The sequence below is a fragment of the Aquifex pyrophilus genome, assembly GCF_054656935.1.
Window position 1 is genome coordinate 243,033 of the sequence record NZ_BAAHXJ010000003.1, and the last position, 26,298, is coordinate 269,330.

At 44.9% G+C, this 26,298-nt stretch carries 26 protein-coding genes; 20 read left to right on the forward strand and 6 right to left on the reverse strand.

Going from position 1 to position 26,298, the window contains the following annotated elements; all coding sequences use genetic code 11:
* The first annotated feature begins 164 nt into the window (after positions 1 to 164).
* Positions 165 to 440, forward strand: coding sequence for a ubiquitin-like small modifier protein 1 (locus ACYQZ0_RS01875; RefSeq protein ID WP_459774774.1), 276 nt, complete (start codon positions 165 to 167; stop codon positions 438 to 440).
* Here the strand turns inward: ACYQZ0_RS01875 and smc are convergent.
* On the reverse strand, positions 437 to 3,886 hold the full coding sequence (gene smc / locus ACYQZ0_RS01880) for a chromosome segregation protein SMC (protein ID WP_459774775.1): 3,450 nt from the start codon (positions 3,884 to 3,886) through the stop codon (positions 437 to 439). The two genes, ACYQZ0_RS01875 and smc, sit on opposite strands and share 4 nt — an antisense overlap.
* A 67-nt stretch (positions 3,887 to 3,953) precedes the next feature.
* On the opposite strand from smc, the gene ACYQZ0_RS01885 reads away from it, so the two are divergent.
* Genes ACYQZ0_RS01885 through accC form a run of 11 tightly spaced genes read left to right on the forward strand, consistent with a single transcriptional unit; the run spans position 3,954 to position 15,295 of the window.
* Positions 3,954 to 4,418 (forward strand): hypothetical protein, encoded by a 465-nt coding sequence (locus ACYQZ0_RS01885; RefSeq protein ID WP_459774776.1) that lies wholly within the window; start codon positions 3,954 to 3,956, stop codon positions 4,416 to 4,418.
* On the forward strand, positions 4,396 to 5,748 hold the full coding sequence (gene hslU, locus ACYQZ0_RS01890; RefSeq protein ID WP_459774777.1) for an ATP-dependent protease ATPase subunit HslU: 1,353 nt from the start codon (positions 4,396 to 4,398) through the stop codon (positions 5,746 to 5,748). The genes ACYQZ0_RS01885 and hslU overlap by 23 nt, the downstream gene beginning before the upstream one ends.
* A 10-nt stretch (positions 5,749 to 5,758) precedes the next feature.
* Positions 5,759 to 7,189 (forward strand): aldehyde dehydrogenase family protein, encoded by a 1,431-nt coding sequence (locus tag ACYQZ0_RS01895; protein ID WP_459774779.1) that lies wholly within the window; start codon positions 5,759 to 5,761, stop codon positions 7,187 to 7,189.
* Positions 7,189 to 7,662 carry a D-glycero-beta-D-manno-heptose 1-phosphate adenylyltransferase gene (rfaE2, locus tag ACYQZ0_RS01900; protein ID WP_459774780.1) on the forward strand — a complete coding sequence of 158 codons (474 nt, stop codon included), beginning with the start codon at positions 7,189 to 7,191 and terminating at the stop codon, positions 7,660 to 7,662. The genes ACYQZ0_RS01895 and rfaE2 overlap by 1 nt, the downstream gene beginning before the upstream one ends.
* A complete protein-coding gene (locus ACYQZ0_RS01905) occupies positions 7,662 to 8,303 on the forward strand; it encodes a class I SAM-dependent methyltransferase (RefSeq protein WP_459774781.1) in 642 nt (213 codons plus the stop codon). The genes rfaE2 and ACYQZ0_RS01905 overlap by 1 nt, the downstream gene beginning before the upstream one ends.
* A 43-nt stretch (positions 8,304 to 8,346) precedes the next feature.
* Positions 8,347 to 9,111, forward strand: coding sequence for a motility protein A (locus ACYQZ0_RS01910; protein ID WP_459774782.1), 765 nt, complete (start codon positions 8,347 to 8,349; stop codon positions 9,109 to 9,111).
* A gap of 3 nt (positions 9,112 to 9,114) precedes the next feature.
* A complete protein-coding gene (locus ACYQZ0_RS01915) occupies positions 9,115 to 9,822 on the forward strand; it encodes an OmpA/MotB family protein (RefSeq protein ID WP_459774783.1) in 708 nt (235 codons plus the stop codon).
* Between the two features lie 9 nt (positions 9,823 to 9,831).
* Positions 9,832 to 10,524 carry an OmpA/MotB family protein gene (locus ACYQZ0_RS01920; protein ID WP_459774785.1) on the forward strand — a complete coding sequence of 231 codons (693 nt, stop codon included), beginning with the start codon at positions 9,832 to 9,834 and terminating at the stop codon, positions 10,522 to 10,524.
* Positions 10,499 to 12,964, forward strand: coding sequence for an AMP-binding protein (locus ACYQZ0_RS01925; RefSeq protein ID WP_459774786.1), 2,466 nt, complete (start codon positions 10,499 to 10,501; stop codon positions 12,962 to 12,964). The genes ACYQZ0_RS01920 and ACYQZ0_RS01925 overlap by 26 nt, the downstream gene beginning before the upstream one ends.
* 10 nt (positions 12,965 to 12,974) lie before the next feature.
* Positions 12,975 to 13,949, forward strand: coding sequence for a malate dehydrogenase (locus tag ACYQZ0_RS01930; protein ID WP_459774787.1), 975 nt, complete (start codon positions 12,975 to 12,977; stop codon positions 13,947 to 13,949).
* Positions 13,950 to 13,960: 11 nt separating this feature from the next.
* Positions 13,961 to 15,295, forward strand: coding sequence for an acetyl-CoA carboxylase biotin carboxylase subunit (accC, locus tag ACYQZ0_RS01935; RefSeq protein ID WP_459774789.1), 1,335 nt, complete (start codon positions 13,961 to 13,963; stop codon positions 15,293 to 15,295).
* On the opposite strand, the gene flgL is transcribed toward accC, so the two are convergent.
* Genes flgL through ACYQZ0_RS01950 form a run of 3 tightly spaced genes read right to left on the reverse strand, consistent with a single transcriptional unit; the run spans position 15,292 to position 17,673 of the window.
* Entirely contained in the window at positions 15,292 to 16,182 is an 891-nt protein-coding gene (gene flgL / locus ACYQZ0_RS01940; protein ID WP_459774790.1) for a flagellar hook-associated protein FlgL, read from the reverse strand. The two genes, accC and flgL, sit on opposite strands and share 4 nt — an antisense overlap.
* Positions 16,183 to 16,192: 10 nt before the next feature.
* Positions 16,193 to 17,461, reverse strand: coding sequence for a flagellar hook-associated protein FlgK (gene flgK / locus ACYQZ0_RS01945; protein WP_459774791.1), 1,269 nt, complete (start codon positions 17,459 to 17,461; stop codon positions 16,193 to 16,195).
* On the reverse strand, positions 17,461 to 17,673 hold the full coding sequence (locus tag ACYQZ0_RS01950; protein WP_459774792.1) for a hypothetical protein: 213 nt from the start codon (positions 17,671 to 17,673) through the stop codon (positions 17,461 to 17,463). Before ACYQZ0_RS01950 ends, flgK begins: the two co-directional genes overlap by 1 nt.
* Before the next feature lie 71 nt (positions 17,674 to 17,744).
* Between ACYQZ0_RS01950 and ACYQZ0_RS01955 the strand changes: the two genes are divergently transcribed.
* From ACYQZ0_RS01955 to prfB, 8 genes are read left to right on the forward strand one after another with little or no spacing between them, the layout of a single operon-like run.
* The gene (locus tag ACYQZ0_RS01955; RefSeq protein ID WP_459774793.1) at positions 17,745 to 17,930 is read left to right on the forward strand and encodes a YgaP family membrane protein; all 186 of its coding nucleotides are present in this window, start codon (positions 17,745 to 17,747) and stop codon (positions 17,928 to 17,930) included.
* The gene (gene ruvX, locus ACYQZ0_RS01960; protein ID WP_459774794.1) at positions 17,927 to 18,334 is read left to right on the forward strand and encodes a Holliday junction resolvase RuvX; all 408 of its coding nucleotides are present in this window, start codon (positions 17,927 to 17,929) and stop codon (positions 18,332 to 18,334) included. The genes ACYQZ0_RS01955 and ruvX overlap by 4 nt, the downstream gene beginning before the upstream one ends.
* A gap of 5 nt (positions 18,335 to 18,339) precedes the next feature.
* Positions 18,340 to 18,900: a hypothetical protein gene (locus tag ACYQZ0_RS01965; RefSeq protein WP_459774796.1), complete on the forward strand. Its 561-nt coding sequence runs from the start codon at positions 18,340 to 18,342 to the stop codon at positions 18,898 to 18,900.
* Between the two features lie 48 nt (positions 18,901 to 18,948).
* Positions 18,949 to 21,759: an AAA family ATPase gene (locus ACYQZ0_RS01970; RefSeq protein ID WP_459774797.1), complete on the forward strand. Its 2,811-nt coding sequence runs from the start codon at positions 18,949 to 18,951 to the stop codon at positions 21,757 to 21,759.
* A gap of 19 nt (positions 21,760 to 21,778) precedes the next feature.
* Entirely contained in the window at positions 21,779 to 22,030 is a 252-nt protein-coding gene (locus ACYQZ0_RS01975) for a hypothetical protein (protein ID WP_459774799.1), read from the forward strand.
* An 11-nt stretch (positions 22,031 to 22,041) separates the two neighbouring features.
* The gene (locus ACYQZ0_RS01980; protein WP_459774801.1) at positions 22,042 to 22,422 is read left to right on the forward strand and encodes an ExbD/TolR family protein; all 381 of its coding nucleotides are present in this window, start codon (positions 22,042 to 22,044) and stop codon (positions 22,420 to 22,422) included.
* A 10-nt stretch (positions 22,423 to 22,432) separates the two neighbouring features.
* Positions 22,433 to 22,639: a heavy-metal-associated domain-containing protein gene (locus tag ACYQZ0_RS01985; protein ID WP_459774802.1), complete on the forward strand. Its 207-nt coding sequence runs from the start codon at positions 22,433 to 22,435 to the stop codon at positions 22,637 to 22,639.
* 41 nt (positions 22,640 to 22,680) lie between these two features.
* Positions 22,681 to 23,787: a peptide chain release factor 2 gene (prfB, locus tag ACYQZ0_RS01990; RefSeq protein WP_459774804.1), complete on the forward strand. Its 1,107-nt coding sequence runs from the start codon at positions 22,681 to 22,683 to the stop codon at positions 23,785 to 23,787.
* Here the strand turns inward: prfB and ACYQZ0_RS01995 are convergent, their stop codons facing one another.
* On the reverse strand, positions 23,788 to 24,660 hold the full coding sequence (locus tag ACYQZ0_RS01995) for a hypothetical protein (RefSeq protein ID WP_459774805.1): 873 nt from the start codon (positions 24,658 to 24,660) through the stop codon (positions 23,788 to 23,790).
* Positions 24,661 to 24,700: 40 nt separating this feature from the next.
* A complete protein-coding gene (gene pyrG / locus ACYQZ0_RS02000; RefSeq protein ID WP_459774806.1) occupies positions 24,701 to 26,293 on the reverse strand; it encodes a CTP synthase in 1,593 nt (530 codons plus the stop codon).
* Positions 26,294 to 26,298: the final 5 nt, after the last annotated feature.

The window sequence follows — 26,298 nt, forward strand, 5'->3', positions numbered from 1 at the left end:
TTCACCTCCTAAGGCTTATTAAAAATTCTTTACCGCTTATTTTTCATAGTTTTTCCTTATTTTCCTTTGATTTCCGCTTATATAATGACTTTAGAATATAGTATTATTTTTATTCTTCCCTTTATTCGTTTTAAGGTGTTTAAAATTTTGTATGGAGGTAGAAGATGGCTGTTATAGTTAGGGTACCCACACCCCTAAGGAGGCTTACAAACGGGCAAGGTGAGGTTGAGGTAGAAGCGAGGAGCGTAAGAGAAGCTATAGAGAAGTTGGAAGAGCAGTTCCCCGGATTTAAGGAAAGGCTGATAGACGAAAACGGAGAGCTTAGGAAGTTCGTAAATCTGTACGTTAACGACGAGGATATTCGCTTCCTAAAAGGTCTTGATACGGAGCTAAAGGACGGGGATACGCTCTCCATTGTGCCCGCTATCGCGGGCGGTTAAGCTATTTTTTCTCTATCAAGGAAGAAAACTTCAGAAACTCCACCCCTTGAGCTTACCCCTATTATCCTGTCCGCAAAGGAGGCGACAACCTCCCTTAGAGTGACAACTATAAACTGGGCCTTTTTTGATTTTTCCTTTATGAGCTCTCCTATCTTTCTGGCGTTAGCCTCATCAAGATGGGCATCAACCTCGTCAAAGTAGTAAAAGGGAGAAGGCCTATATTCCTGAATTGCAAATATTAAGGACAAAGCAGCGAGGGTTTTTTCACCTCCCGACATGGCTTCAAGATATTGAACGTCCTTTCCGCGGGGCTTTACCGTGAGCTGTATGCCACCGTTAAAGGGGTCCTCCTCGTTCTCAAGCTTCATGCTTGCCTTTCCGCCCGGGGAGAGAAAGGAAAAAATCTCCTTAAGATTTTTGTTTATACTCCTGAAAGCGTCCATAAATACCTTTTTCTTTTTCTTCTCAAGCTCCTCAATCATCTCCTTTATTACCTTGCTTTCCCGCCTTAGCTTATCCCTCTTTTCCCTGTAGTCGTTATACCTCTTCAATTCCTCGTTATAGTCCTCCTCCGCACTAAAGTTTACATTCCCGAGAAGCTCTATTTCTCTGTTAATTTTTTTAAGTTTTTCCTTAATTTTGTTTATAGTTCCTTCTACATTTTCTATTTGTAAATCCTCGTATTCTCTCAAAGAGTCAGTTATACGATTTATTTCCTCATTCACTCCGTAAAGTTTTTTATCAATCTCGTGAATGCTGTTTTCAATTTCCTCCTTTTTTATAGTTAAGCTTCCGAGCTTGCTCTTTATCTCTTTTATTTCCCTATCGGTCCTTTCTTTTTCCTCCATTAATTCGTAAAACTCCCTGTCTTTTCTCCTTATCTCCTCCTCTTTCTTCTCTTTATCCTTTGTAAGATTAATTAACTCCCTCTCAACTTCCTTTATCTTATCCCTAAGGTAAAGGATTTCCTTTTCCTTTGCGTTTAACTCTTTCTTCAGATAGTTTATCTCATTTTCCTTCGTATTTAGCTCCTTTTCCGCCTCCTTAAGCTTTATCTCGCACTCAAGAAGTTTCTTCCTTACCTTGCTGTATTCCCTTCTCTTTTCCTCTATACCGCTCCTCGTGTAATGTCTCTTTACATCTTCCTCTTTAAGTTTCAGGTTATTAAGTTTTTCCTCGTAGTATTTTATCTCCCTTTCAATCTCGTTTATATTTTTTCTGACCTTTTCCGCTTTTTCGGATATAAATTTTATGTATTCTTTAGCTTTATTTATATTTTCTCTGTATTTCTTCTCAAGGTTTTCTATAGAAAAACTTTTAAGTTCTTCTATCTTTTTCTCACTCACCTTAAGAATGGCAAACTTCTCTGAGGAGAGGGAGCGTATATTCCTTATCTTCTTCTGGATTATTTCCTCCTCCCCTTTAAGTTTTTCCTCCAGTTCCTTAAGTTCCCTTAACTTTTCTTCCTTTATTTTCCTCCCCAGTTCTCCCCTAACTCTGTAGCTCCCGCCCGTTATTACACCGCTCTTTTCAAAGAGCTCACCATCAAGGGTTACCATTCTATAATTTCCTATACCTATAGCCTTTGCACTCTCAAAGTCTTCAACGATTAGCGTGTCCCCGAAAACAAACCACACAACCTTTTCGTAAATGGGGTCATACTCAACAAGGTTAACCGCAAAGTCAACAGCTCCCCTTGTTCTGGGATATCTTAGCGTTTTCCTCTCCGGGTTTATCCTGTTCAGGGGAATGAAGCTGAACCTTCCGAGGTTTAATCTCTTTGAGAGCTGTATGCACTCCTTTGCCACCTCTTCGTTATCAACGACTATGTATCTCAGCCTCCCCCCGGCTGCAACCTCTATTGCGGTAATGTGCTCGGGATTTTTCACGCTTATCAGCTCCGAAACGCTTCCGTGAACCCCTTTAATATCCTTAAATACGTCAGAGGGATTGACGTGTTCGCTTAATTCTCCCTCAATAGCTCCCCTTTTCTTAATGACGTCCTCAATTTTTGTTCTTACTTCTTTGAGTCTTTTTTCGTAAATTCTCAACTCTTCATTTAAGTGTTTTAACTCCTTTTCTTCTCTCCTTTTTATTTCTATTAACCTTAAGAGCTCTTCTTCCTTTGTCTTTGCTTCTTCCAGTTTTAATCTAAATTCTTCTTCCAGTTTCTTTATTTCCTCTTCGGTTTTTTCAATTTTATAGTTATAATCCCTTAGCTCGTTAAGGAGCTTTTCCCTTTTTTCCTTTAATTCTTCCAGTTTCTTAAGGATTAACTCCTTTTCCTCTTCAAGTTTTTTAACCTCGTTTATCGTTATCTTAAGGTTTTCCTCTTCCCTCTCAAGCTCTTTCAGCTTCTCTTCCTCAAGTTTCTTTAAGGATTCATACTCCCCGAGGAGTTTTTCATAAGAATTTCTTAACTCTTTTAGTTCTTTTTCTTGCTTGTCAAGGTCCTTTTTTAAATCCGAAACCAGATTTTCCGTTTCTCTTAGTTTCTCTTCAAGCTCCCTTTTCTCCCTCTCCTTTTCTTTTATGCTTTTCGTTATGTGTTCTATATCCGAGAGGAGTTTTCCCCTGTTTTCCTTATAGGGGAGAATTCTATCGTTTAAACCTTTAAGTTCTTTCTCTTTAAGGTTGAGTTTATTTTTATTTTTATTTATTTCGCTTAAAACTTCTTGAAGCCCTTTTTTTAAGCTCTCAAGCTCGCTTGTTAGTTTTTCCCTCTCTTTAAGGAGTTTTTCCCTTTCCTTTATAAGGATTTTTGCTTCATACTCCCTTTTCTTTTTATTTAATTCCCTGAACTTCAGGAGTTTATCCCTTTCTTCTTTTAGCTTTGAGAGATGGGCTTCTATCTCCTCAAGGATTATATCAAGCTCCTTTATTTTTATCTCAACTTCCGCAAGCTCGTTTAAAGCTTTTTCTTTCTTCCTTTCGTATTCCCCTATGCCCGCAACTTCCTCTATTATCCTTCTCCTCTCAAGGGGAGTGAGCTTGAGGAACTTTACTATATCCCCTTGATAAACCACGTTGTAGGCGTTCTCGTATATGCCCGCTTTTGCGAGAAAGTCCTTTAAATCCCTCTCCCTCACAACGTTTCCGTTTACTTTAAAGACGCTTCTTCCCTCTTTGTTTACCCTCCTTGAAATTACTACGTATTCCTCTTCAACGGGAAAAGCCCCGAGATTTCTGAAGTGAACCTCAACCTCCGCAAATTCCCCCTTTTTTCCGTTTTTTGAAAATATCAGGTAAGAGAGATTCTTTGCCCTCAAGGTTTTTGCGGTGCTCAAGCCGAGAGCGAAGGAAATGGCGTCTCCTATATTGCTTTTTCCCGCTCCGTTGGGACCTACAACCGCTACGAATCCCTCACCTATTGGTATTTCCTTCCTCTTAGTTCCGTAAGATTTGAACCCCTCAACCACAAGTTTTTCTATGTAAGCCCCGCTCATAGGATAAGCTATTAATTTTAAGTATACTTTGCTTTTTCCCCTGTGGAGGATATTATAAATTCTTAATATGGAGTTTTTCTTTTTTATTGACGTTTACGCGGACAGGGAGCTTGTAGATTACTATATCTTAACCTTCAGGCTTGATTCCCTTAAGTCCGTTGAGGTGACGGGAGAGAAAGGAAAGTATTACATAAGAAAGGTAAAGGACTGGGAAAAGTTTAAAGAAGAGGCTTACGACATAACCCTTTACGAGCTTGGTGAGGAGATAGATAGGTTTAAGGATATTGAGACCGCTCTTAGGGAAGCCTACAGAACCGCTATAGGAGAGGCGGTAAGAAGGGGAGCAAAGAGAATAGTTCCCGCAATAGGCTTCGGGAATCCACCTCCCGAAGTTGTTGAGAGGGTTTACCCCGAGAAGTATGAGTTTGAGAAGTTTCCCGAGGACCTTGATGCGTTCCTGGACAGGATAGTTAAGGAGACCTTTATGGAACCCACAAAAGAGGGCAGAGATGACGACGAAATCCCTTTCTGAGCTCCTTGAGGAGCTAACACCGAAAAGAATCGTTGAGGAACTGAATAAATACGTTGTAGGACAGGAAGAGGCAAAAAAGGCTGTTGCCATAGCCCTTAGAAACCGCTGGAGAAGGCAGAAGCTCCCCGAAAAGCTCAGAAACGAGGTAATACCGAGGAACATACTGATGATAGGACCGACGGGTGTGGGTAAAACCGAGATAGCCCGCAGGCTCGCAAACCTTATAAACGCGCCTTTCATAAAGGTTGAGGCAACGAAATACACCGAGATAGGATACGTGGGAAGGGACGTAGAGAGTATGGTAAGGGAGCTCGTGGAAGTCTCCTTCCAGATGGTTAAAAAGGAAAAAATGGAGGAGGTGAGGGAGAAGGCGAGAAAGTTGGCGGAAGAGAGAATTCTTGACTACTTAATACCGAGGCAGTTCACGAGCTTCGGGATAAGGGAGTTTCAGGATACCGCAAAGAGGGAGGAGCTCAGGGAGAAGCTCAGAAAGGGGGAGCTTGACGACAGAACTGTTGAGATAGAGGTAAAAGAAAAAGTTGTCCCCATGGTGGGGATAGCGGGGCCTCCCGGCCTTGAAGAGCTTGAGAACCAGATCAAGGAGATGCTCTCGGGACTCATTCCCTCACGGAAGAGAAGAAGGGTGAAAGTGAAGGAAGCTCTCCAGATACTTGAACAGGAGGAGGCTGAAAAGCTTATAGATATGGAGGAAGTGGCAAGGGAGGCTATATACAGGGCGGAGAACTTCGGGATTATCTTCATAGACGAGATAGACAAGATAGCGGTAAAGACTCCCGGGCACGGACCAGGTGTATCAAGGGAGGGAGTTCAGAGGGACCTCCTTCCCATACTTGAGGGAACAACCGTTAACACGAAATACGGCCCGGTCAGAACGGACCACATTCTCTTTATAGGTGCCGGTGCCTTTCACATGGCAAAGCCCTCGGACCTCATTCCCGAGCTCCAGGGAAGGTTTCCCATAAGGGTTGAGCTAAGACCTCTGACGAAGGAAGACTTCAAGAGAATTCTCGTAGAACCCGAAAATGCGTTAACGAAGCAGTATATAGAACTCCTGAAGACGGAAAACGTTTACCTTGAGTTTACCGAAGATGCGATAGAGGAGATAGCGAGAATAGCGGAAGAGATAAACACGAAGACGGAAAACATAGGTGCGAGGAGGCTTCACACCGTTATGGAAAAGCTCCTTGAGGATATATCCTTTAACGCTCCCGATATGCAGGGTCAAACTATAATAATAGACGCTAAGTTCGTAAGGGCTAAACTGGGAGAGCTAGTAAAAGACGAAGAGCTAAGCAGATACATACTTTGAGGTGGGAAGGATGATAGAAAAGAAGATGCTCATAGGCGGTGAGTGGGTTGATAAGGAGGAAAAGATAGAGGTCATATACCCTTACACGAGAAAGGTAATAGGAAGGGTTCCGAAGGGAGATGAGAAGGACGTTGAAAGGGCTATTGAGAGGGCAAAAGAAGGTTTTAAGGAAATATCCTCTCTCACCGCTTACGAGAGATACGAAATTTTAATGAGGGCTGCCCAGCTCCTGAAGGAAAGGGCTGAAGATTTTGCAAAAACCCTCGTTCTTGAGGTTGGAAAAACCATAAGGGAAGCGAGAACGGAAGTTCAGAGGGCCATACAAACGCTCATATTTTCCGCAGAAGAGGCAAAGAGAATAAACGGAGAGACCTTCCCCATAGATGCACATCCCAACGGAAGGGGAAAGGTTGGCTTTTACATAAGGGTTCCCGTGGGTATAGTTTCCGCAATTACTCCTTTTAACTTTCCACTGAACTTATCAATGCATAAGGTAGGTCCCGCACTTGCGGCAGGGAACGCTGTAATCTTAAAGCCTTCCGAGAGGACTCCTCTTACTCCCCTTATGCTCGGAGAGATACTCCTTGAGGCGGGTCTTCCCCCGAAGGCTTTATCCATAATCCCGGGATTCGGTGATGTAGGGAAAGCCATGACCACCCACCCCGATGTTAGGGTTGTTTCCTTTACGGGAAGCAGAAAGGTGGGAGACATAATAGCCCGTCAAGTTGGTATAAAGAAGCTCGTTCTTGAACTTGGTTCAAACTCCGCAATTATACTCCACAGGGACGGGGATATAGATAAAGCGGTTGAGAAAACGGTTCAGGGCGGGTATGCGATAGCAGGGCAGGTTTGTATATCCGTCCAGAGGGTATTCGTTCACGAAGAACTTTACGAAGAGTTTATGGAAAGGTTAAAGGAAAGAGTAAGTAAGCTTAAGGTCGGGGACCCGATGGACGAGAGTACGGACCTTGGTCCTATGATAGCACCTTCCGAGCTCGAGAGAATACAGGAGTGGATATCCGAGGCGGTTCAGAAGGGGGCAAGAATTGAGGCGGGAGGTCTCAGGTGTGCTGAGGACGAGACCGTATTCTCGCCGACTATAATTTCCTTAGTTCCTGAAGATACAAAACTCTTTAAAGAGGAGGCCTTCGCTCCCGTAGTTGCGGTAAATCCCTATAAGGATATAGAGGAAGCGATAAGGTGGGTTAACACCTCCGATTACGGACTTCAGGTAGGAGTGTTCACAAAAGACATAAACGTGGCCTGGAAGTGTATAAGGGAGATAGAAGCGGGAGGAGTTCTCATAAACGAAGGTCCAACCTTCAGGGCGGACCATATGCCTTACGGAGGAGTGAAGTACTCGGGCATAGGAAGGGAAGGACCGAAGTTTGCCATAGAGGACTACACGGAGATAAAGACCGTTATATTTGACCTTACCTGATGCTCGTAAGCCTCAAAGAGCTCTTAAGAATTCTTGAAGAGGAAAGGAAAAAGGGGAAAAAAGTCGTTTTCACGAATGGGTGTTTTGATATTATCCACGCAGGTCACGTTGATTATCTTGAGAAGGCAAAAAAGCTCGGGGATATACTCGTCGTAGGACTTAACTCGGACGACTCAATAAGACGCATAAAGGGAGAGAAGAGACCCGTAAATACTCAGGAACACAGGGCTAAGGTTCTTTCTTCGTTAAAGCCCGTTGACTACGTTGTCATCTTTGAAGAGGATACTCCCGAAAAGCTTATAAAGGCCATAAAGCCCGACGTTCTCGTAAAGGGAGGGGACTGGCCCCTTGAAAAGATTGTGGGAAAGGATTTCGTTGAGAGCTACGGGGGGAAGGTTTTAACGATACCTTTCACATATGACGTATCAACCACGAAGATAATAGAGAAAATCCTTAAGTTATACTGTAAGTAATGGGTTATATTTGTCCCGACGAGATAGAGGCCTATGTTGAGGAGCACTCTTCTGAGCTTCATCCCTTACTTGAGGAGTTGATAGAGTTTACCTACAAAAATACAGACCTTCCCCAGATGCTTACGGGAAGGGTTGAGGGAAACTTTTTAAAGATGCTCGTTGAAATATCGGGAGCCAAAAGGGTTCTGGAGATAGGAACGTTTACGGGATTTTCCGCATTAATGATGGCTATGGGACTTCCCGAGGAGGGGGAGCTGATAACGATAGAGATAAATCCGAAATATGCGGAGATGGCAAAGAGCTTTATAGAGCGTGCATCCTGGGGCAGGAAAATTAAAGTTGTTGTAGGAGATGCGAAGGAAGTTCTCGAAGAGTTTAATAAAGAAAGCTTTGACTTCGTTTTCATAGATGCGGATAAATCCTCCTACCCTTACTATTACGAGAAGTGCTTGGAGCTTTTGAAGAAGGGGGGGATTATGGCAATTGATAACGCCCTCTGGGAGGGAAAAGTTCTTGCTCCGAAAGATAGCAGAAGCAGGGCGATAGCGCGTATGAACGAGATGATAAAGGAGGACCCGAGGGTTGATAAGGTTCTTCTAACGGTTAGAGATGGTATATTTCTTGTGAGAAAGAAGCTTTAAGCTCTTCAAAAAAGACCATACCAACCGATAAACTATAAAAGAAATGGATGTTGGAACGATTATTGGTATAGTTGCCGCATTCCTGTTGATACTCATATCCATACTCATAGGGGGAAGCGTAACGGCGTTTATTAACATTCCCTCAATATTCATCGTTGTCGGCGGCGGTATGGCTTCCGCTATGGGAGCCTTTCCCCTCAAGGACTTCATAAGGGGAGTTCTTGCAATAAAAAAGGCGTTCCTCTGGAAGCCTCCCGACCTGAACGATGTTATAGAGACCATAGGCGAGATAGCTACAAAGGTAAGGAAGGAGGGAATTCTCTCCCTTGAGGGGGATATAGAGCTTTACTACCAGAAGGACCCCCTTCTCGGGGATATGATAAGAATGCTTGTGGACGGCATAGACATTAACGATATAAAGGCAACCGCGGAAACAGCCCTCGCCCAGCTTGACGAACAGCTCTCAACGGAAGTCGCGGTTTGGGAAAAGCTTGCGGACCTCTTCCCCGCCTTCGGTATGATTGGAACGCTCATAGGTCTCATTCAGATGCTTAGGAACTTAAACGACCCCTCCGCCCTGGGCCCCGGTATGGCGGTTGCACTCATAACGACCCTTTACGGGGCTATTCTTGCGAACGCTTTCGCTATACCCGTCGCGAACAAGCTGAAGAAGGCAAAGGATATGGAACTCCTCGTAAAGAGCATATACGTTGAAGCAATAGAAAAGATTCAGAAAGGGGAAAATCCGAATGTCATAAAACAGGAAGTTGCGATTATGCTCGGTGTGGAGCTACCCGAAGAGGTGTAAGCTATGGCCTTCAAGAAAAAGGAAGAATGTCCGAAACCGCCCGCATGGCTTACGTCCTTCGGAGACCTGATGTCCCTGCTTCTCACATTCTTCATTCTCCTCTACTCAATGAGCATCATCTCCCTTGAGAAGTTTTACCAGGTTCTTAAGGGGATAGTTTCAGCCTTCGGGGCCCAATCCGTTGTTTTTGAACAGGGAAATCTCCCGGAGGGAAGAAGGATAAACATCCCCATGGAGAACTTCTACTTCAGAAAGATAAAACACAAAGAGTTAAAGGAAGTTCTTCAAGAGTTTAAGAATGAATTATCAAAAAGAGGAATATGGAGCGATTACGCCATAACGGGGGAGTGTCTCAGAGTCAGAGTAAACACCGACAGGTTCTTTCCTCCGGGGAGCGCGGAGCTTTACCCCGAGGCAAGAGCTTTAATTCTCTCCTTTTGTGAGAGACTGCTTCCCTTTTCCCTTCCCGTTGATGTGGAAGGGCATACCGATAACAGACCCATATCAACGCCCCGATATCCGAGCAACTGGGAACTCTCAATAAGCAGAGCCATAAGCGTTGTTAGGATTTTCACACAGACCTGCGGATACCCCTCCGATAGGCTTTCCGCGGTAGGATACGCTGACACAAAACCCATAGCGGATAACGGAACACCGGAGGGTAGAAGAAAGAACAGAAGGGTTGAGTTCTGTATAAAGCTAACCCCGTGAGGTGAAGCTATGGCCTTCAAGAAAAAGGAGGAATGTCCCAAACCGCCCGCATGGCTCACGTCTTTCTCCGATTTGATGTCCCTTCTTCTTACCTTCTTCATACTTCTTTACGCAATGAGCACCCTTGAGATTCCCGCCCTTGAGAAATTTCTCTCTTACTTCAGGAAAAATCCCGAGTTTTACCCGAAAAGAACCTCTGTGGTTGAACCTATAACCCACCCAAAGGATTACGCGGTAAAGATAAAGAAAAAAATAAGCAGGGTGTTACCTCCCTGGGCTTACCAGATAGTCGTTTCCGAAGAGTACCTTAAGCTCCGCATATTTGACAAGATATTTTTTGAAAACGGAGACTACAAGTTAACTCCCAAGGGAATACAAACCCTTGAGAAGATAGCACCCTCATTAATAGAGATTGAGGAAAGGATAAGTTCTGTGAGAATTGAGGGGCACGTTAGCCCCACCGTTGAGGTGAAAAATCCATTGATTAAAGACAGGTGGGAGCTTTCGGGAAGAAGGTCAACGGAAGTATTGAGATACCTTAAAAACAGGGGATTTCCCCATACAAAGTTAACAGCGGTAGCCTACGGAGATACAAGGCCCCTTTACAGATGGAGACAGAATATCCTTATGGAAAGGAACAACAGGGTTGAGATTGTGATTTACTTTAAAAAGGAGAATGGAGTTTCTGAAGGAAAGAGATAAAACTGCGCTAATTTATAGGGGAAAAGAGATAAGCTATAGAGAACTAATAGAAAACGTCAACTCCTTTGCAAGTCTTATAGATATAATTCCCGACGAAAGGGTAGCAGTTGTAATGGAAAACAGACCAGAGTGGGTTTACACCCTCTTCGGAACGTGGAAAAGGGGAGGAATACTCGTTCCCATAGACTTTATGTCAACACCAGAGGAGATTAAATACATACTCAACGACTCAAAACCCTCCCTCGTTTTTTGCTCAAAGGAAACGGAAGAAAAGGTAAGAAACGCTGTAAAAGACACGGATATAGAACTCATAAACGTTGAAAACCTTGTTCTCCCCACTCCCTGGAAAGGGGAGGTAAAACGTTCCGAGGAGGATATAGCCCTTCTCCCCTACACCTCGGGGACAACCGGAAACCCGAAAGGGGTTATGCTCACCTATAAAAACATCATCTCAAATATAAAAGGTGTTGTATCGGTGGGAATAGCGACCGAAGAGGACTCAACCCTTGCGATACTTCCCTTTCACCACATGTATCCCTTGATGACCACCCTTCTCCTTCCCCTTTACCTGGGCGCTAAGATAGTCTTCCTCGATAAGCTCACCCCCGAGGATATCCTTGAGAAAATGAATAAATATCGGATAACCATTCTCGTTGGTGTTCCAAGGCTTTATCAGCTCTTCCACAGAAGGATAATGGAGGAGATTGAGAAAAATCTACCTGCTAAGGTTTTGTTTAAAGTGATGACAAGAATTAACTCAAAAAGTATAAGAAGAAAGGTTTTTAAAAGAGTTCACGATGCCTTCGGGGGAAGGATTAAGTATATGGTGAGCGGTGGGGCTAAACTCCCCCTTAATGTCGCAAGGGATTTGACAACACTCGGTTTTACCGTTATAGAGGGATACGGGCTCACCGAAACCTCACCGATAGTCTCCTTCAATCCACCGGATAGGATAAAGCTCGGTTCTGTAGGGGTTCCCATAGAAGGGGTAAGGGTAAACACAACCCCCGAGGGTGAGATAGTCGTAAAGGGGGATAACGTAATGAAGGGATACTGGAATAAACCGGAGGAAACCGCAAAGGTGATAATAGACGGGTGGCTATACACGGGAGACCTGGGATATATAGACGAGGAGGGATACATATACATAACGGGGAGGAAGAAGGAGATTATAGTCCTCGGAAGCGGAAAGAACGTATTTCCGGAAGAGATTGAGGAGAAGATTTTAAAGGTGTCGGACCTCGTTAAGGAGGTCGGAGTTTTTGAAAAAAACGGAAGGCTATACGCATTAATATACCCCGACTTTGAAAAATTGAAGAAAATAGGAGCGGTTAACATTTACGAGACGATAAAGTGGGAGGTCATAGACAAGGTAAACAGAACCCTTCCCGAGTGGAAGAGGATAACGGGCTTCAAGATAGTTCATACGGAGCTTCCAAAAACGAGACTCGGAAAACTAAGGAGATTCCTGCTTCCGGATATATACGAAAAGGCGGAAGAATACGGAAAAAGGGAAGAGGACCTCTCGGTATTCAATACCGAGGAAGGAAGGATTATAAAGGAGTTCCTTGAGAAGATAAGCGGAAAGGAAGTTTTCCCTTCGGACCACCTTGAGGTTGACCTCGGTCTTGATTCTCTCGCAAAGGTTGAGCTATTAGGTTTCATAGAAAAGAATTTCGGAGTTAGCATAACCGAGGAAGAGCTCGCAAAGAATATGCTTGTGAGGGAGCTTATAAACTTCGTAAGGGAAAAAAGGGCAAAGGCGGAATACAGGGAAATTTCCTGGAAGGATATACTTGAGGAGGCAAAACCCTACGAGCTTCCCCACTATCCCCTCATATATAACCTCGGGAGGCTCTTGCTCAAGCTCTACTTCAAGCTATACCACAGAGTTGACGTAAGAGGTCTTGAAAACCTTCCGAATCCTCCTTTCATAATAGCGCCAAACCATCAGAGCTACCTTGACGCCTTTCTCATAGCCTCCGTTCTCCCAAGAGATACAGCGGAAATAACTTACTTCCTCGGTGAGGAGGCATACTTCAGGAATCCCATAACCGCACTTTTCGGAAGGCTTGCCCACGTTATAACGGTAAACCTAAACAGGGGTTTGAAGGAGTCTCTGCAGAAGACCGCTTACGCGTTAAAGAGCGGAAAGGTGGTCGTTATCTTTCCCGAAGGTGCGAGAACGAGAACAGGGGAGCTTATGGAGTTTAAAAAGGGTGTTGCCATACTCTCAAGGGAGCTACAGGTTCCCGTGGTTCCCGTAGCCATACACGGGGCGTATGAGGCATGGTCCATATACGACAAGTTTCCTAAACCTAAAAAAATAAAGGTTATGTTCGGAAAGCCCGTATATCCCGATGCAAAGAGCTACGAGGAAATAACGAAAGAGCTTTACGAGTGGGTCAGGGATATGCTTGAGTTCCTGAAGAAAGAGTAAAATCTCTTTTATGAAAAAACCTAAAGTAAGCATAATAGGTGCGGGAAGGGTAGGTGAGAACGTAGCCTACCTCCTTACGATACTCGGCATAGCGGACATTTACCTCTTTGCGAGGTATAAGGAGGGGCTTGAACCCGCAAAGGCTAAGGCTTTGGACCTTAAACAGATGGCGGTTCTTATGGATTTGGACATAAACGTAAAGGGTGTTTCCTACGACAGGGAGGGCTTTGATGAGCTTAAGGATTCAGACGTTGTTGTCATAACAGCGGGCATACCAAGAAGGGAGGGAATGAGCAGGGAGGATTTACTCCTTGAGAACCTGAAAATACTCAAGAGATTTACCGATGCTATAAAGAAGTATACCCAAAACGCCATAGTTATAGTGGTTTCCAATCCCGTTGATACACTCACGTATGCAACGATAAGGCTTACGGGTTTTGAGCCGAGAAGAGTAATAGGTATGGCAGGTGTTCTTGATTCTGCAAGGTTTAAAAGCTTTGTAAAGGAAAAGCTCAACGTATCAAATGCGGACATAAGGACGCTCGTTATGGGAACCCACGGGGATTTAATGGTTCCCGTAATGTCCCATAGCTTCATAGGTGACAAGCCCATAGAGGAGGTTTTCAAGGCTAAGGAGATAGACGAGCTGATTGAAAAAACGAGAAAGGGAGGGGCTCAGATAGTTTCCCTTATGGGAAGCTCCGCCTATTACGCCCCCGCCGCTTCCGTGGTCATCATGGTTGAGGCTATACTAAACGACAGGAAGAGGGTTCTCCCCTGTTCCGTTTACCTTGAGGGTGAAGCAGCAAAGCACTACGAGGCGGAGGGCATTTGCATAGGCGTTCCCGTAGTGCTGGGAAGGAATGGGGTGGAGGATTACGAGCTTGTTAACCTGAGCGGTTATGAGAAGAGGGAGTTTCTCAGGTCCGCTGAGTATCTCAGGGAGCTGGTAAGGCTTGCGGATAAACTCCTCTCCGAGATTTAAAATTTATTCTAATGTTTAAAAAGGTATTAATAGCAAACAGAGGAGAGATAGCGGTAAGGGCTATAAGGGCGTGCAGGGAGCTCGGTCTTAAAACCGTTGCGGTTTACTCGGAAGCGGACAAAAACAGCCTACACGTTGAGCTTGCGGACGAAGCCATATGTATAGGCCCTCCCAATCCCTCGGAGAGCTACCTTGATATTCCAAAGATAATGGCAGCCCTTGAGGTTAGCAAGGCGGACGCGGTATATCCGGGATACGGGTTCTTATCGGAGAATCCCAAGTTTGCGGAAATAGTTGAGAGGAGCGGAGCAAAATTCATAGGTCCTTCTTCGGAGGTACTTGCAAAGATAGGGGATAAGGTTCTCGCAAAGAAGGTTGCAAAGGAGGTCGGTCTTCCCCTCGTTCCCGGAAGTGAGGAACCCCTTGAGTTTACCGATGCCCTGAAGCTCGCATCAAGAATAGGTTATCCCGTGGTCATAAAAGCCGCCGCGGGAGGAGGAGGAAGGGGCATAAGGATAATAAGGGACGAAAGGGAGCTGAGAGAGAAGTTCCCCGTCGCGAAAAAGGAGGCCGAGACCTCCTTCGGGGACGGGAGGCTCTACCTTGAGAAGTACGTTATGAAGCCAAAACACATAGAGTTCCAGGTAATTGCGGACGAATGGGGAAACGTTTACGTTCTCGGGGAGAGGGAATGCTCAATCCAGAGAAGACACCAAAAGCTTATAGAGGAAGCCCCAAGTGTATCGGTAAGCGAGGAAAAGAGGAAAGAAATATCCCAAAAGGTTGCGGAGTTTTGCAAAGCCCTCGGATACACTTCCGCGGGAACGGTTGAGTTTTTAATGGACGAAGACGGAAACTTTTACTTTATGGAGATGAACGGAAGGATACAGGTTGAACACCCCGTTACGGAAATGGTTACGGGATACGATATAGTTAAGCTCCAGATTATATCCGCAATGGGTGAGGAGATTAAGCTTCCGGAGATAAAGATAAACGGCTTTGCGATAGAGTTCCGCATAAATGCGGAGGACCCCGATACCTTCATGCCCTCCCCCGGACTCATTGAGACCTTAAGAATTCCCGGGGGACCCGGTGTAAGGGTTGATACCCATATATACCAGGGGTATGCAATCCCTCCCTATTACGATTCCCTTATAGCCAAGCTGATAGTCTGGGGAAGGACGAGAGAGGAGGCCATAGCAAGGGGTAAAAGAGCCCTTGAGGAGTTCAAGATTGAGGGACATAACTTAAAAACGAATATTGAGTTTCACAAGAGAGTCCTGAACCAGAAGGAGTTTATAGAAGGAAAGCACGACGTTAACTTCGTTGAGAGAATGCTCGTTTAGATATACTCAAGTATGCTGAGTCCTCTGTGGTTTACAAAGAGCTTCATAACCGCGTCGTATGTTAGCCTGAACCTTTCGTAATCGCTTATGGACTTTGCGAGGTCCGCATCTTCGTTATCCGACTTAATCTTATCAAGGGTATCCTTTCTCTCCTCCTGGTATTCCTGAACGTTCCTTAGCTCCTTAAGAACACTCCCTATCTCGCTCCTCACCTTTACTATCTGGTCGTAGGATTTTTTCAGGTTTTCTATGTCGGTTTGGTCGGGGCTGTTTCCGCCCTTCAGCTTATCCGCTATACTCTTTATAACCTTGAATATATTGTTAATAGTAGGGTCAGAGGTCGTCACCCCAAAAACGTAATCCCCTCTCATGAATGTTTTCACCCTGTAATTTTCTTCCACGAGAACCTCAAAATCGGTATTGCCTCCGTTGTAATTAAGAGTGTTCTCATCAAAAGGCTTCGTATTCAGGGAAGCTCCGGAAAAGAGATAGCTCTCCCCTATCTTCTCGTTTGCAACGTTTAGGAGCACCTTCAGGGCTTCCTCAAACTCCTTCCCTATTGCTTTTAGCTCGTCGGGGTTCAGCGTCCCGTTTGAAGCCCTTAAAAGAGAGGAGTAAAGGGATTTTAGCCTGTCCTCTATTCCAGATAGAAGCGTGTCCGCATAGGTGAGAACCGTGTCCGCAAAAAGCCTGTTTCTACCGAACTGGGAAAGGGAGCTTATTTCTTTCTTCAGCTCCTGAATTTTCACAAAGGAAACGGGGTCGTCCGAAGGCTTCTCAATTCTCTTTCCCGTTATTATCTCTCTGTATTTTTCCTCAATACTTTCCCTTACCCTTTCGTTTTCCTTCTGGAAGAAGAGGTAAAAAATAAGGTCGGGAACTCTCATTCTTCTCACCTCATATCATATTTATCGTCGTCTGCATAAGCTCGTCTATTCTCGGAAGTATTTTTGCTACCGCTTCGTAGGTTCTCTGGAGCTTAATTATCTCCATAAACTCCTCGTCAACGGAAACACCCTGTCTTTCCAGGATTTTCCTCTCAAGGGAGTCGTAAAGGGCTTTCTCCGTATCGTATTCACTCTCAAGACTCTTCTTCTCGCTCCCTATGTAGTCGGTAAGTCTTATTACGTCTTTTTTTGCGTTTTCCCATACATTTAGTCCGTTTTCGGCGTAATCGGTAGCCCTTGCAAAATCAACGTTATCAAGGTCATTCCTCGTTATATTCACACTAAAGGTATCTATATCAAGGGATGAATTCACGGAAAACACGTTCTTCTCCGTCCCGCCGTTTAGGGGTATCTTGAGACCCGAAAGGGTATTTACAAGGCTCTCAAGGTTATTAAGGGTGGTGTTTATATCATTCCTTGAATCTATCAATCCCTTTATCTTTCCACCACTCAAAAGTTCGGTTATATCACTTTGGTCCCTTTTGTATTTTACCCTTCCGTTTTCAACACCGAGAGTATAGTAAGCATTTCCGAAATCAACAAGGACGAAGCCCTTATCGGTTATAACCTTTACCCTGCCAAGCTCGTCCTCTTGGGCCCTCACGTAAAGGTATTGGGATAGCTCCTTCAGGTATGCGTCCCTCTGGTTCAGGAGTGTCCTATAATCCTTTCCCCCGCTCTGTGCGTAAGCGAGTGTTATCTCCATGTTTACGTTGTAGAGTTTTTTAAGCAGTTCGTTAACCCTTCTTACGTATTTCTGAAGAACGTTATCAAGGCTCTGGGATAGGTTCGTGAGCTGTTTATACCTGCTCTTTACCGCATTCACGAGGGCATTTGCGGAGGAAAGGAGTTCCGACTTTGCCCCCTCGTTTGTAGGCTCTTTAAGAAAATCCTCGTAGGCCTTGAAGAAATCGTTTACGTAATCCTCAAGACCTTTTCCCGCTTGAAAGAGGGACTCAATCTGAGAAAGAACCTCTTTCCTCTCCTCAAGGGAGCTAACGAGTGATAGCTTCTCATTCCTCAGATTTATAAAGTTGAAGTTCTGAATCCTTCTAACTTCCTGCAGAGTTATTCCCGTGTAAAGGTCACTCTGGATTAAGGGGCTTTCCCTTACGTAGTTCTCATCCTGGGAGTTTGCTACGTTTCTATCCCTTACCTCAACAGCCTTCTTATAAACATCAAGTGCCTGGGCTATTGTGTTAAAAGCTCCCGCAAACATCACCCCACTCCATATAATCTCGCAAACAGCTCAAGATTTCTCCTGAGGAGTTTCTTAACCTCCTCGTAATCCTTTAGGGATTCCCTCACCTCTTCAGGTTTAGCATTCTTTATTAAGCTCTCAAGCTCCATAAACTCCCTTTCAAGTCCTTCGTAATCAAAGGGATTTTTAAGCCTATCCTTTAAAGCCTTTAGCTTCTCCTTCAGCTCCATACAAGATATTTAATCGGAGTTTAAAGGAAGAATTTTATATGAGAAAATTAAATATTAGGAGGTGGGAAGTTATGGAAAAGAATATGGCACTCTGGGACAGGGTAATAAGGGTTATCCTTGCTATCGTTTTCCTTTACCTTGCCATTACGAACGGAGGACTTTACTGGATTCTGGGGATAATAGGAATAGTGTTTATAGTGACATCCGCTATAGGATTCTGTCCCCTATACAAGATACTCGGCTTTAGAACGGGTTGAAGATACTCGGGGTTGATTACGGAACGAAACGGGTGGGCATAGCGGTAGGGGACGAGGAGCTCGGGATTGTCTCACCGAAGGAAGCGGTAAAAACCGAGAAGGCAGTTGAGAGGATAAAGGAGCTCGTTCAGAAGGGAAATATAAAGAAAGTTATCGTAGGCTACCCTTTGACTTTAAGGGGGAAGGAAGGCCAGAGGGCAAAGCTCGTTAAGAAATTCGTGGAAAAACTGAAAAAAGAACTTCCTAACGTTGAAATAATTCTATGGGACGAGCGGTGGACCACAAAGGAAGCCCTCTCAAGGCTTGAGGGGTTATCCCCGAAGAAAAAGAAGGAGCTGAAGGACGTTATCTCCGCGGTTGTAATTCTGGAGGAATACATAAGCTCTCTGAGGAATAAAATTTAATTCTGATGAAGGAGAAGGAAGTTCTCCACGTTGCGAACATGACGAACGGACTCATCGTCTATCCAGACTACGACTACATCGTTTACTTCCCCTCTTCCTACACCGCTGCGGGAACGCCCCTTTACTTTCCCGAGTTTGCGGTTCCCGTTGACCTCATAAAAGCCCTCCTTGAGGAGAAGAAGGTGATAATGTATGACGCAACCATTCATGAGAACAAGGAGCTTACCGATGCCTTCCTGAAAGGAGTTCCAACTTTCCTTATGGCTCTGAACCGGGCACTCCACGGAACGAAGGGACTGCTTGAGAAAGTAAATCAAGGGTATAAAGTCTGCCCCTGGCAGACACCCGATATAGTTCATCACGCGGTTTATAGACTTCCAAAGCATTACTACAAGTTCCTGAAGAAGTGCGTTAAGCTTTTTGCCCCCGAAAAGAGGGGAAAGCTCTGGATATCCATACCTGAAAACGTTGAACTTGTAGTTGAGAAGATAGACAGACATCTTAACGATAACTACGAAGAGATAGCAAAGATGATAAAGGAGGGGAAATCCATAACCTCTTTATGACCTTAATCAACGGATAACTCTTCTCTTTGCCTTTAATATCATTATCTAATGGGTATTCTTGACAAAATTCTGAAGAAGAAAGAGGAGGAAAAGGAAAGCTCCGTAGAGTTTACCGTAGGTGAGATACATCTCAAGCACGTTCCCGTAAAGAGGGACCCCGATGCAAAGATAGAGGAATACTGGATAGAGACCCTTGACGTATCCGAGGACGCTTACTGGGTTCTCGTTGGAAGGAGGCACGGGGTTTTTCAGCTCTACGACTGGGCAGGAAACCTCCACAGGCTTCCCTCAAAGCCCCCCGCTCAATCGGTAACCGATATCGTTTTCAGGGGCAAATACCTCGGTATAGTTGCACCCCCTTACCTCGTTATCTACTACCTTGAAAACCCAAAGGACCCCAAAACCTGGAAGAGCGTAAGAATATCCCAGGAGGGACTGAGACCCACCGGCGGACTTGATATAAGGAAGGGAACCCTCGCCTTTGGAGTCGTAGGAGAGAAAGTTTACGTAATAGACCTAACAGGAGACCTCACCCAGACGACCGTTGATTTTAAGAGCACTTTCATATACAGGGATGCGGAAATTGGAGACCTGAGGGCTATAAAGATACTTCCTAACGGGAAGCTCTTCCTGAGCGGAACTCAGGGAAGCGGTGTTTTCTCCATAGGGGGAAATCTCCTCAGGAAAATTCCCTATGCGGGAGGAAGGGCGGTAGCCCTTTACGAAGATAAGGTTTACATAGCGGACAACGAGAAGCAAAAGATAGCGGTTTACGACTCAACCCTTGACAGGGTTGAAGGAGAGATAGACCTCGTTCACAGGGTGGGAAGGATAGACGTTTCCCCCGACGGAGGTTATCTCTTCACCGCGGACGAGGAAGAAAACAGACTCGGAATTTATAACCTGAAAGAAAATACATTCCTTGACTTCGTGGAGGGATACGGATACAGCGTCGTTAGGGTGGCACCCGACGGAAGCGTATACACCTCAAGGTATGAAGACACTGAGGGAAAAAGGTATTACTACCTTGAGAAGTTTGAGACAAACCTTATAGACTTCGTCTATCCGAAGGAGAGACAAAAGCAGATAATAAAGAACGCTCAAAACATATACAAGGAGTTTAAAAAATACATAAGTGAAGCTAAAAGGGAGGAAGAGCTTGAAAGGGTAAAGCCCCTTGAGGAGCTTGAAAGCATAAACGTCCCGTTGAAAGAAGTAAGAAGCCTAATCCTGAAGGCGAGGGAGGAGCTATCAAGGAGAAAGCTTGAAGTATTCATAAATACTCTTAGGGAAAAGCTGAGGGAAGGAAGCTTCACGGGTCAGGATTACGCGAGGCTAAAGGAAAAGCTTGAAGAGGTAAGCGAAGACTGGAAGGAAAAGCTCCAGGAGTTGAAGGAGGAAGCGGAAAGGTTCTTTGACGAAAAGCTGAGGGAACACCTCAAAAAGGTAAGGGAGGCAATAACGAAGGCAAAAGTAACAAGCTTCACCGATATGGAGGGACTCCCCGAGGTAAAGGAAACGAGAAAGTTCATATCAACCCTCCCGAGGGAGTTCTCAAACTACGCAAACGAAGAGCTTCTCAAAACCCTTCAGGAAAGGATAATAGAGGACAGGCTAAAGACATTCTCCATAAAGCTCCTTGAGGATAAGGTCATCTTTGGAAGGGAAGAGGTAGAGAAGTTCAGGCCTCAACCTGTAAGGTATAGGTGGCACCTTAAGGTTGAGGACAAGTTTGTCCAGGACGGAAAAGTTTATGCGAAGATAGCCTTTGAGAGGGAAGATGGCCTCCTCGTTGAGCCCAAAAGGTATAACAACGTAGTTGAGCAGGATAGCGTAAGACACTTCCCCGAATGGGTGGGAAGGTATTTAAAGCATCTGAACGGACTTTGTTCAACGGAACCCTACCGCGTTCCCGACTTCGTTTCCTTTGAGGAAACCCCCTGGTTCGTTCAGAACCTCGAGAGGTTTACCTCCCTCGTTAAGGAACAGCTAACCTATCAGGAAGGGATACTCATACTTGAGGGTGATGCGGGAGTAGGTAAGAACTTCCTCGTTGAGGTTTTCTCCGCCCTGACGAACAGACCACTATTTATAATCCCCTGCAACTCAAAGATGGAAAAAGAGGACATAACCTTCGTTTACGAGTTTGACCCCAAAAGGGGAACAAAGAGGGTTTACTCGGACCTAGTAAAGGCTCTCAAGACCCCAGGAGCCGTTATATACCTGGACGAGATAAACACCCTTCCCCCCTCACTCGTTAAGATATTCAACCCCCTCTTTGACTACAGGAGGTATTTGGTTCTCTCTTACGGGGAGGTTGTGAAGGCGAGACCCGACGTTATACTCGTCGGTGGTATGAATCCCCAGAACTACCTCGGTGTTTCCGAGCTTCCCCAGGACATAAAATCAAGGGCGGATATAATGTACGTTGATTACCCTCCCTTTGAGGACGAGAAGGGCTTTTACTATCCCGACGAGGCCCTAATCCTCAGGGATTACGTGGATACGCTCGCTCCCCTTAACAAGGAGGAGTTTACATACCTCTGGTATTACGTGGTGAACGATGTAAAGACCGAACTCGGAGAAAAACTCAGAACTCCCGAAAGGGAAAGGGATGTGAGACTTCTCTTTGAGCTTCTAAAGATTGCCAACGAGATTAGAAAGGCATACAGGGCATACCAGACTCAGCAATCGGAAGAGCCCGTTGAGTTCGTATTCTCCATAAGGGATACAATAAGGTGCGCCAGAAGACTGAAGAAATACGGGGATGCAAAGAAGGTTGTAATAGAGACGATAATTCCGAAAATAAGTTCACCCCTTGAGAAGGAAATCGTGAGAAGTATCGTGGAAAGGGCTTAAAAGAGGTAAATTATTAAGCATGGCGGAAACAAAAGAGGATAAAGAACTCTGGCAGGAAGTAAGAGAGATAAGACAGGAAGTTAAGGAACTCAGGGAGGCTATTTACAAACTTGATGTAAAAATAGAACAGACAGACAAATCTATAAGAGAAGAAATCCACCGCCTTGATAAAAAGTTCACCGTTCTTTTCCTTATAGTTATCTTTTTGATTATCTTTCTAAACCAGAATGCCCTTGAGTTTCTCCTAAGGGTATTGGGCTTTATAAAATAAACTTACTTAATATGGAAGAAAAAGAGTTCAGTGGGATAAACGTAATACCCCTCGTTGATATTATGCTAGTTCTTCTTACGATTGTTCTTACAACCGCAACCTTCATAGTTAGGGGTGATATTCCCGTTGAGATTCCAAAGGCTGAAAGCGGGAAAGCGGTTCAGGAAAAAGGAATTATTATAACGATAACTTTTGAAGGTACTATTTACCTTAACTCCGAAAAGGTGTCGTATGAGGAACTCAGGGAAAAGCTAAAAATCTTGAAAAACTCCGTTCCTGTTGAAATAAGGGCGGACAGGTCCGCAAAGGTAGAAAATCTAGTAAAGGTTCTTGACCTCTTGAACGGGCTTGGCTTTAAAAACGTCAGTTTGGCGGTGGAGAAATCTGCTTAAATTTATTCATATGAAAGAACTTGAAATAAAGATAGAGGGAATGACCTGTATGCACTGTGTAAACACGGTAAAGAGGGCACTCCAGAACATTGAAGGGGTTTCCGAGGTTGAGGTATCGCTGGAAGAAAAGAAAGCTCATGTAAAGCTGGAAAAGGAAGTTCCATACGAGACACTGAAAAGTGCTGTAGAGGAGTGGGGATATAAGGTGGTGGAGTAATTGAAAATTATTCTCAATTGATATAAATTTTAAAATTGGTCATGCTGGAGCTTAAGAGTAAGATTTCGGAACTTAGAGAACGCTTTGAGGACGTAAAGAAAGTCTTAAAACCCGAGGAACTAAGGGAGGAACTCAAGAAACTTGATGAGAGAATGTCCGCTCCCGATTTCTGGAACGACCAGGATAAGGCAAAGGAAACGGTGCAGAGGAGAAAGTGGGTAGAGGAAACCCTTGAGAAGATAGAAAGGCTTGAAAGCTCAATAAAGGACGTTGAAGAACTCGGAGAGATAACACCCGAAGAGGATACGGAAACATGGGCAATGATAGACGAAGAAGTGAATACGATAGAGAAGGATTTAAAGGAGCTTGAGCTGAAGACCTACCTTTCGGGAGAGGTAGACCACAAGAATGCCTACCTTATGATACAGGCGGGAGCGGGAGGAACGGAGGCGTGCGACTGGGCGGATATGCTCTTCAGGATGTATAAGAGGTGGGCTGAAAGAAAAGGCTTTGAGGTTGAGATAGTTGATATAACACCCGACGATGTTGCGGGAATAAAGAGCGTCACTATGCTCGTAAAGGGTCCCTACGCTTACGGATACCTGAAGGGCGAACAGGGCGTTCACCGACTCGTTAGAATTTCCCCCTTTGACGCAAACGCGAGGAGGCACACCTCATTTGCCGCGGTTTCGGTTATGCCCCAGATAGACGAGGAGATAAACATAGAGATAAAGCCTGAGGATTTAAAGATAGAAACCTTTAGGGCTTCGGGTGCGGGCGGTCAATACGTTAACAAGACCGATACAGCGGTGAGAATAACCCATATACCGACGGGTATAACGGTAAGCTGTCAGCAGGAAAGGTCCCAGTATCAGAACAAGAGAAAAGCCCTTGAGCTTTTAAAGGCAAAGCTATACCAACTCGAGCTTCAAAAACTTGAGGAAAAGAAGAAGCAGTATGAGGGTGAGAAGACGGATATAGGCTGGGGACACCAGATAAGGTCCTACGTTTTCCACCCCTACAAGCTCGTTAAGGACCTAAGGACGGGATACGAGACGGGAAACGTTGATGCGGTAATGGACGGGGAGATTGACGAGTTTATAGAGAGCTACTTAAAGTGGAAAAAGCAAAAGGAAAAGAGCAACTAATCAGGCTATAACGACCGCTTCCTTACCTTCCTCACCTTCTTCAAATCCCTCAACGAGGACGCTCAGCATCTTTGCAGCTTCAACCAACGTGTAGGTTAGAACCTCATCCCTCAGCATAAAGGGAAGGGGAAACTCGTATATAACCTTTGCATACCCCTCTTCAAGCTTAACGTTAACGCTTAGCGTTCCCTTATCAAAATCCTTCTCAACCTCATTTGATATCTCCCTTACGGGAACAACCTTTATGCCCCTTAGGTTGAACTCCTTTTTGAGCCCTGTCAGGTAATCCCTCGGTTCCCTGCTCTCCCTGAGGAGCTTAAAGACCTTTCTCAGATTGTTGAACATCCTCCTTTCCCTTTCAAATCGGGAAAACTCATTAAGTAATGTTCTGTAATCCTTTCTGAGTTTCAGTATTCTCCTCCTCTCCTTTCCTATTACGGTCGCATACTCAAAGTTGTAGGAGCTGAAGAAAACCCCCAGGAATAAGAGAAGATGGGCTGTGAGTATAAGGGGCAAAGACAGAAAGTAGTAAAAGGAGAGTCCAAAAGCGGATAGAGCGATAAGGAAGGCCACTAAAGGCTTCCTCCAGGAATACAGGGCTATGAGGATATTTAGGGCGTAAAGAGTGAGGAAACTCCCCGAGAGGAATATAAAGGCGGGGACCAAGATTAGGTCTGAGAGGAGCGAAACAAGTTTGAGAAATCTCGGTCTCGTGAATATGTATATGTAAACGTTTGTGAGGAAGTAAAATCCGAGGAGGAAGGCGGAGAGGTAATCTATATTCTTATAAGAGATAATTAAGAAGAGTGAGAGGTAAAGGGAGACGAAAAGCCGTGATACGAAGAATATATCTTTCTTAACTTTTTCCAGCATTAATAAAAAAATACCTTAAAAATCTGAACAATGTTAAGGCTCATAGTTCTTCTTTGTAGCTCAAGGCTTCACCTATGAAGGATGTGAAGAGGGGATGGGGCTCAAAGGGTTTGCTCTTGAACTCGGGGTGAAACTGGCATCCCAGATACCACCTGTGGTTTTCAAGTTCCATTATCTCAACGAGCTTTCCGTCGGGGGAAAGGCCCGAGAAAATAACACCTTTTTCTTCAAAGGGCTTCCTGTAATCGTTGTTAAACTCATACCTGTGTCTGTGCCTTTCGTAAACAAGCTCTTTCTTGTAAATCCTGTATGCAAGTGTCCCCTCCTTTATCCTGCAGGGGTAGGCTCCGAGTCTCATCGTTCCACCGAGTTTGTCTATATTCTTCTGTTCCTCCATTATGTCTATTACGGGGTGGGGTGTGTTTGGGTCAAACTCCGTTGAGTTTGCACCTTCAAGGCCAAGAACGTTTCTGGCAAACTCTATAGCCATTAACTGCATACCGAGGCATATACCGAAGGTTGGGACGTTATTCTCCCTCCCGAACTTGAGAGCTTCTATCTTCCCCTTAACTCCCCTTTCCCCGAATCCTCCGGGAACGATAATGCCGTGGATATCCTTTTCAAGCTCTTTAACGTCAAGGGTCTCAGAGTTTTTCAGGATTACGTTAACCTTAACCTTGTTAGCTATTCCTCCGTGTATGAGGGCCTCTATAACGCTTTTGTAGGAATCTTTCAGTTCAACGTATTTGCCCACGAGCGCTATATTCACCTCGTCTCTCGGGTGCTTCAGTATGTTTACGACCTTCTTCCACCTCCCGAGGTTAACCTCCCTATGTTTTAAACCGAGTCTCTGGGTGATTATCCTGTCTATTCCCTGTTCCTTCAGCTTTAGGGGAACCTCGTAAGGAGACTCAAGGTCGGGAGCGGATATTACCGCCTCTTCCTTCACGTTCGTAAAGAGGGCTATCTTTGACTTTATACCTTTGGGTATCTCCCTGTCGGAACGGCAGATTATTATGTCGGGTTGTATTCCTATAGCTCTCAGCTCCTTTACAGAGTGCTGGGTTGGTTTCGTTTTAAGCTCACCTACAGCTTTTATATAGGGAACGTAAGTTAAGTGAATGAATACGTGATTCTCCTTTCCGAGCTCAAGGGAAAGTTGACGAACCGCTTCAAGGAAGGGAAGTCCCTCTATATCCCCGACCGTTCCGCCTATCTCCACGAGGACTATATCGTTATCCTTCTCAACCTTTCTAATGGACTCCTTTATCTCTTCGGTTATGTGGGGTATTACCTGAACGGTAGCACCGAGGTAATCTCCCCTCCTCTCTTTATTTATAACGCTGTAGTATATCCTGCCCGCGGTTACGTTGTTATCCCTCGTCATAACCGCATTCGTAAACCTCTCGTAATGTCCGAGGTCAAGGTCCGTCTCAGCCCCGTCTTCCGTGACGTAAACCTCTCCGTGCTGGTAGGGGCTCATCGTTCCCGCGTCAACGTTCAGGTAGGGGTCAAGCTTCTGGAGGGTTATCCTGTATCCCATCTCCTCAAGGATTGTGGCTATTGATGCGGAGGTTATTCCCTTTCCGAGGGAAGAGAGAACACCGCCCGTTACGAAGATAAATTTAGCCATGTAAG

What these genes read in the sequence shown, in the direction of transcription:
- ACYQZ0_RS01875 (WP_459774774.1), top strand. Translation starts at nt 165, where the DNA reads ATGGCTGTTATAGTTAGGGTACCCACACCCCTAAGGAGGCTTACAAAC.
- smc (WP_459774775.1), bottom strand. Translation starts at nt 3,886, where the DNA reads ATGAGCGGGGCTTACATAGAAAAACTTGTGGTTGAGGGGTTCAAATCT.
- ACYQZ0_RS01885 (WP_459774776.1), top strand. Translation starts at nt 3,954, where the DNA reads ATGGAGTTTTTCTTTTTTATTGACGTTTACGCGGACAGGGAGCTTGTA.
- hslU (WP_459774777.1), top strand. Translation starts at nt 4,396, where the DNA reads ATGACGACGAAATCCCTTTCTGAGCTCCTTGAGGAGCTAACACCGAAA.
- ACYQZ0_RS01895 (WP_459774779.1), top strand. Translation starts at nt 5,759, where the DNA reads ATGATAGAAAAGAAGATGCTCATAGGCGGTGAGTGGGTTGATAAGGAG.
- rfaE2 (WP_459774780.1), top strand. Translation starts at nt 7,189, where the DNA reads ATGCTCGTAAGCCTCAAAGAGCTCTTAAGAATTCTTGAAGAGGAAAGG.
- ACYQZ0_RS01905 (WP_459774781.1), top strand. Translation starts at nt 7,662, where the DNA reads ATGGGTTATATTTGTCCCGACGAGATAGAGGCCTATGTTGAGGAGCAC.
- ACYQZ0_RS01910 (WP_459774782.1), top strand. Translation starts at nt 8,347, where the DNA reads ATGGATGTTGGAACGATTATTGGTATAGTTGCCGCATTCCTGTTGATA.
- ACYQZ0_RS01915 (WP_459774783.1), top strand. Translation starts at nt 9,115, where the DNA reads ATGGCCTTCAAGAAAAAGGAAGAATGTCCGAAACCGCCCGCATGGCTT.
- ACYQZ0_RS01920 (WP_459774785.1), top strand. Translation starts at nt 9,832, where the DNA reads ATGGCCTTCAAGAAAAAGGAGGAATGTCCCAAACCGCCCGCATGGCTC.
- ACYQZ0_RS01925 (WP_459774786.1), top strand. Translation starts at nt 10,499, where the DNA reads ATGGAGTTTCTGAAGGAAAGAGATAAAACTGCGCTAATTTATAGGGGA.
- ACYQZ0_RS01930 (WP_459774787.1), top strand. Translation starts at nt 12,975, where the DNA reads ATGAAAAAACCTAAAGTAAGCATAATAGGTGCGGGAAGGGTAGGTGAG.
- accC (WP_459774789.1), top strand. Translation starts at nt 13,961, where the DNA reads ATGTTTAAAAAGGTATTAATAGCAAACAGAGGAGAGATAGCGGTAAGG.
- flgL (WP_459774790.1), bottom strand. Translation starts at nt 16,182, where the DNA reads ATGAGAGTTCCCGACCTTATTTTTTACCTCTTCTTCCAGAAGGAAAAC.
- flgK (WP_459774791.1), bottom strand. Translation starts at nt 17,461, where the DNA reads ATGTTTGCGGGAGCTTTTAACACAATAGCCCAGGCACTTGATGTTTAT.
- ACYQZ0_RS01950 (WP_459774792.1), bottom strand. Translation starts at nt 17,673, where the DNA reads ATGGAGCTGAAGGAGAAGCTAAAGGCTTTAAAGGATAGGCTTAAAAAT.
- ACYQZ0_RS01955 (WP_459774793.1), top strand. Translation starts at nt 17,745, where the DNA reads ATGGAAAAGAATATGGCACTCTGGGACAGGGTAATAAGGGTTATCCTT.
- ACYQZ0_RS01965 (WP_459774796.1), top strand. Translation starts at nt 18,340, where the DNA reads ATGAAGGAGAAGGAAGTTCTCCACGTTGCGAACATGACGAACGGACTC.
- ACYQZ0_RS01970 (WP_459774797.1), top strand. Translation starts at nt 18,949, where the DNA reads ATGGGTATTCTTGACAAAATTCTGAAGAAGAAAGAGGAGGAAAAGGAA.
- ACYQZ0_RS01975 (WP_459774799.1), top strand. Translation starts at nt 21,779, where the DNA reads ATGGCGGAAACAAAAGAGGATAAAGAACTCTGGCAGGAAGTAAGAGAG.
- ACYQZ0_RS01980 (WP_459774801.1), top strand. Translation starts at nt 22,042, where the DNA reads ATGGAAGAAAAAGAGTTCAGTGGGATAAACGTAATACCCCTCGTTGAT.
- ACYQZ0_RS01985 (WP_459774802.1), top strand. Translation starts at nt 22,433, where the DNA reads ATGAAAGAACTTGAAATAAAGATAGAGGGAATGACCTGTATGCACTGT.
- prfB (WP_459774804.1), top strand. Translation starts at nt 22,681, where the DNA reads ATGCTGGAGCTTAAGAGTAAGATTTCGGAACTTAGAGAACGCTTTGAG.
- ACYQZ0_RS01995 (WP_459774805.1), bottom strand. Translation starts at nt 24,660, where the DNA reads ATGCTGGAAAAAGTTAAGAAAGATATATTCTTCGTATCACGGCTTTTC.
- pyrG (WP_459774806.1), bottom strand. Translation starts at nt 26,293, where the DNA reads ATGGCTAAATTTATCTTCGTAACGGGCGGTGTTCTCTCTTCCCTCGGA.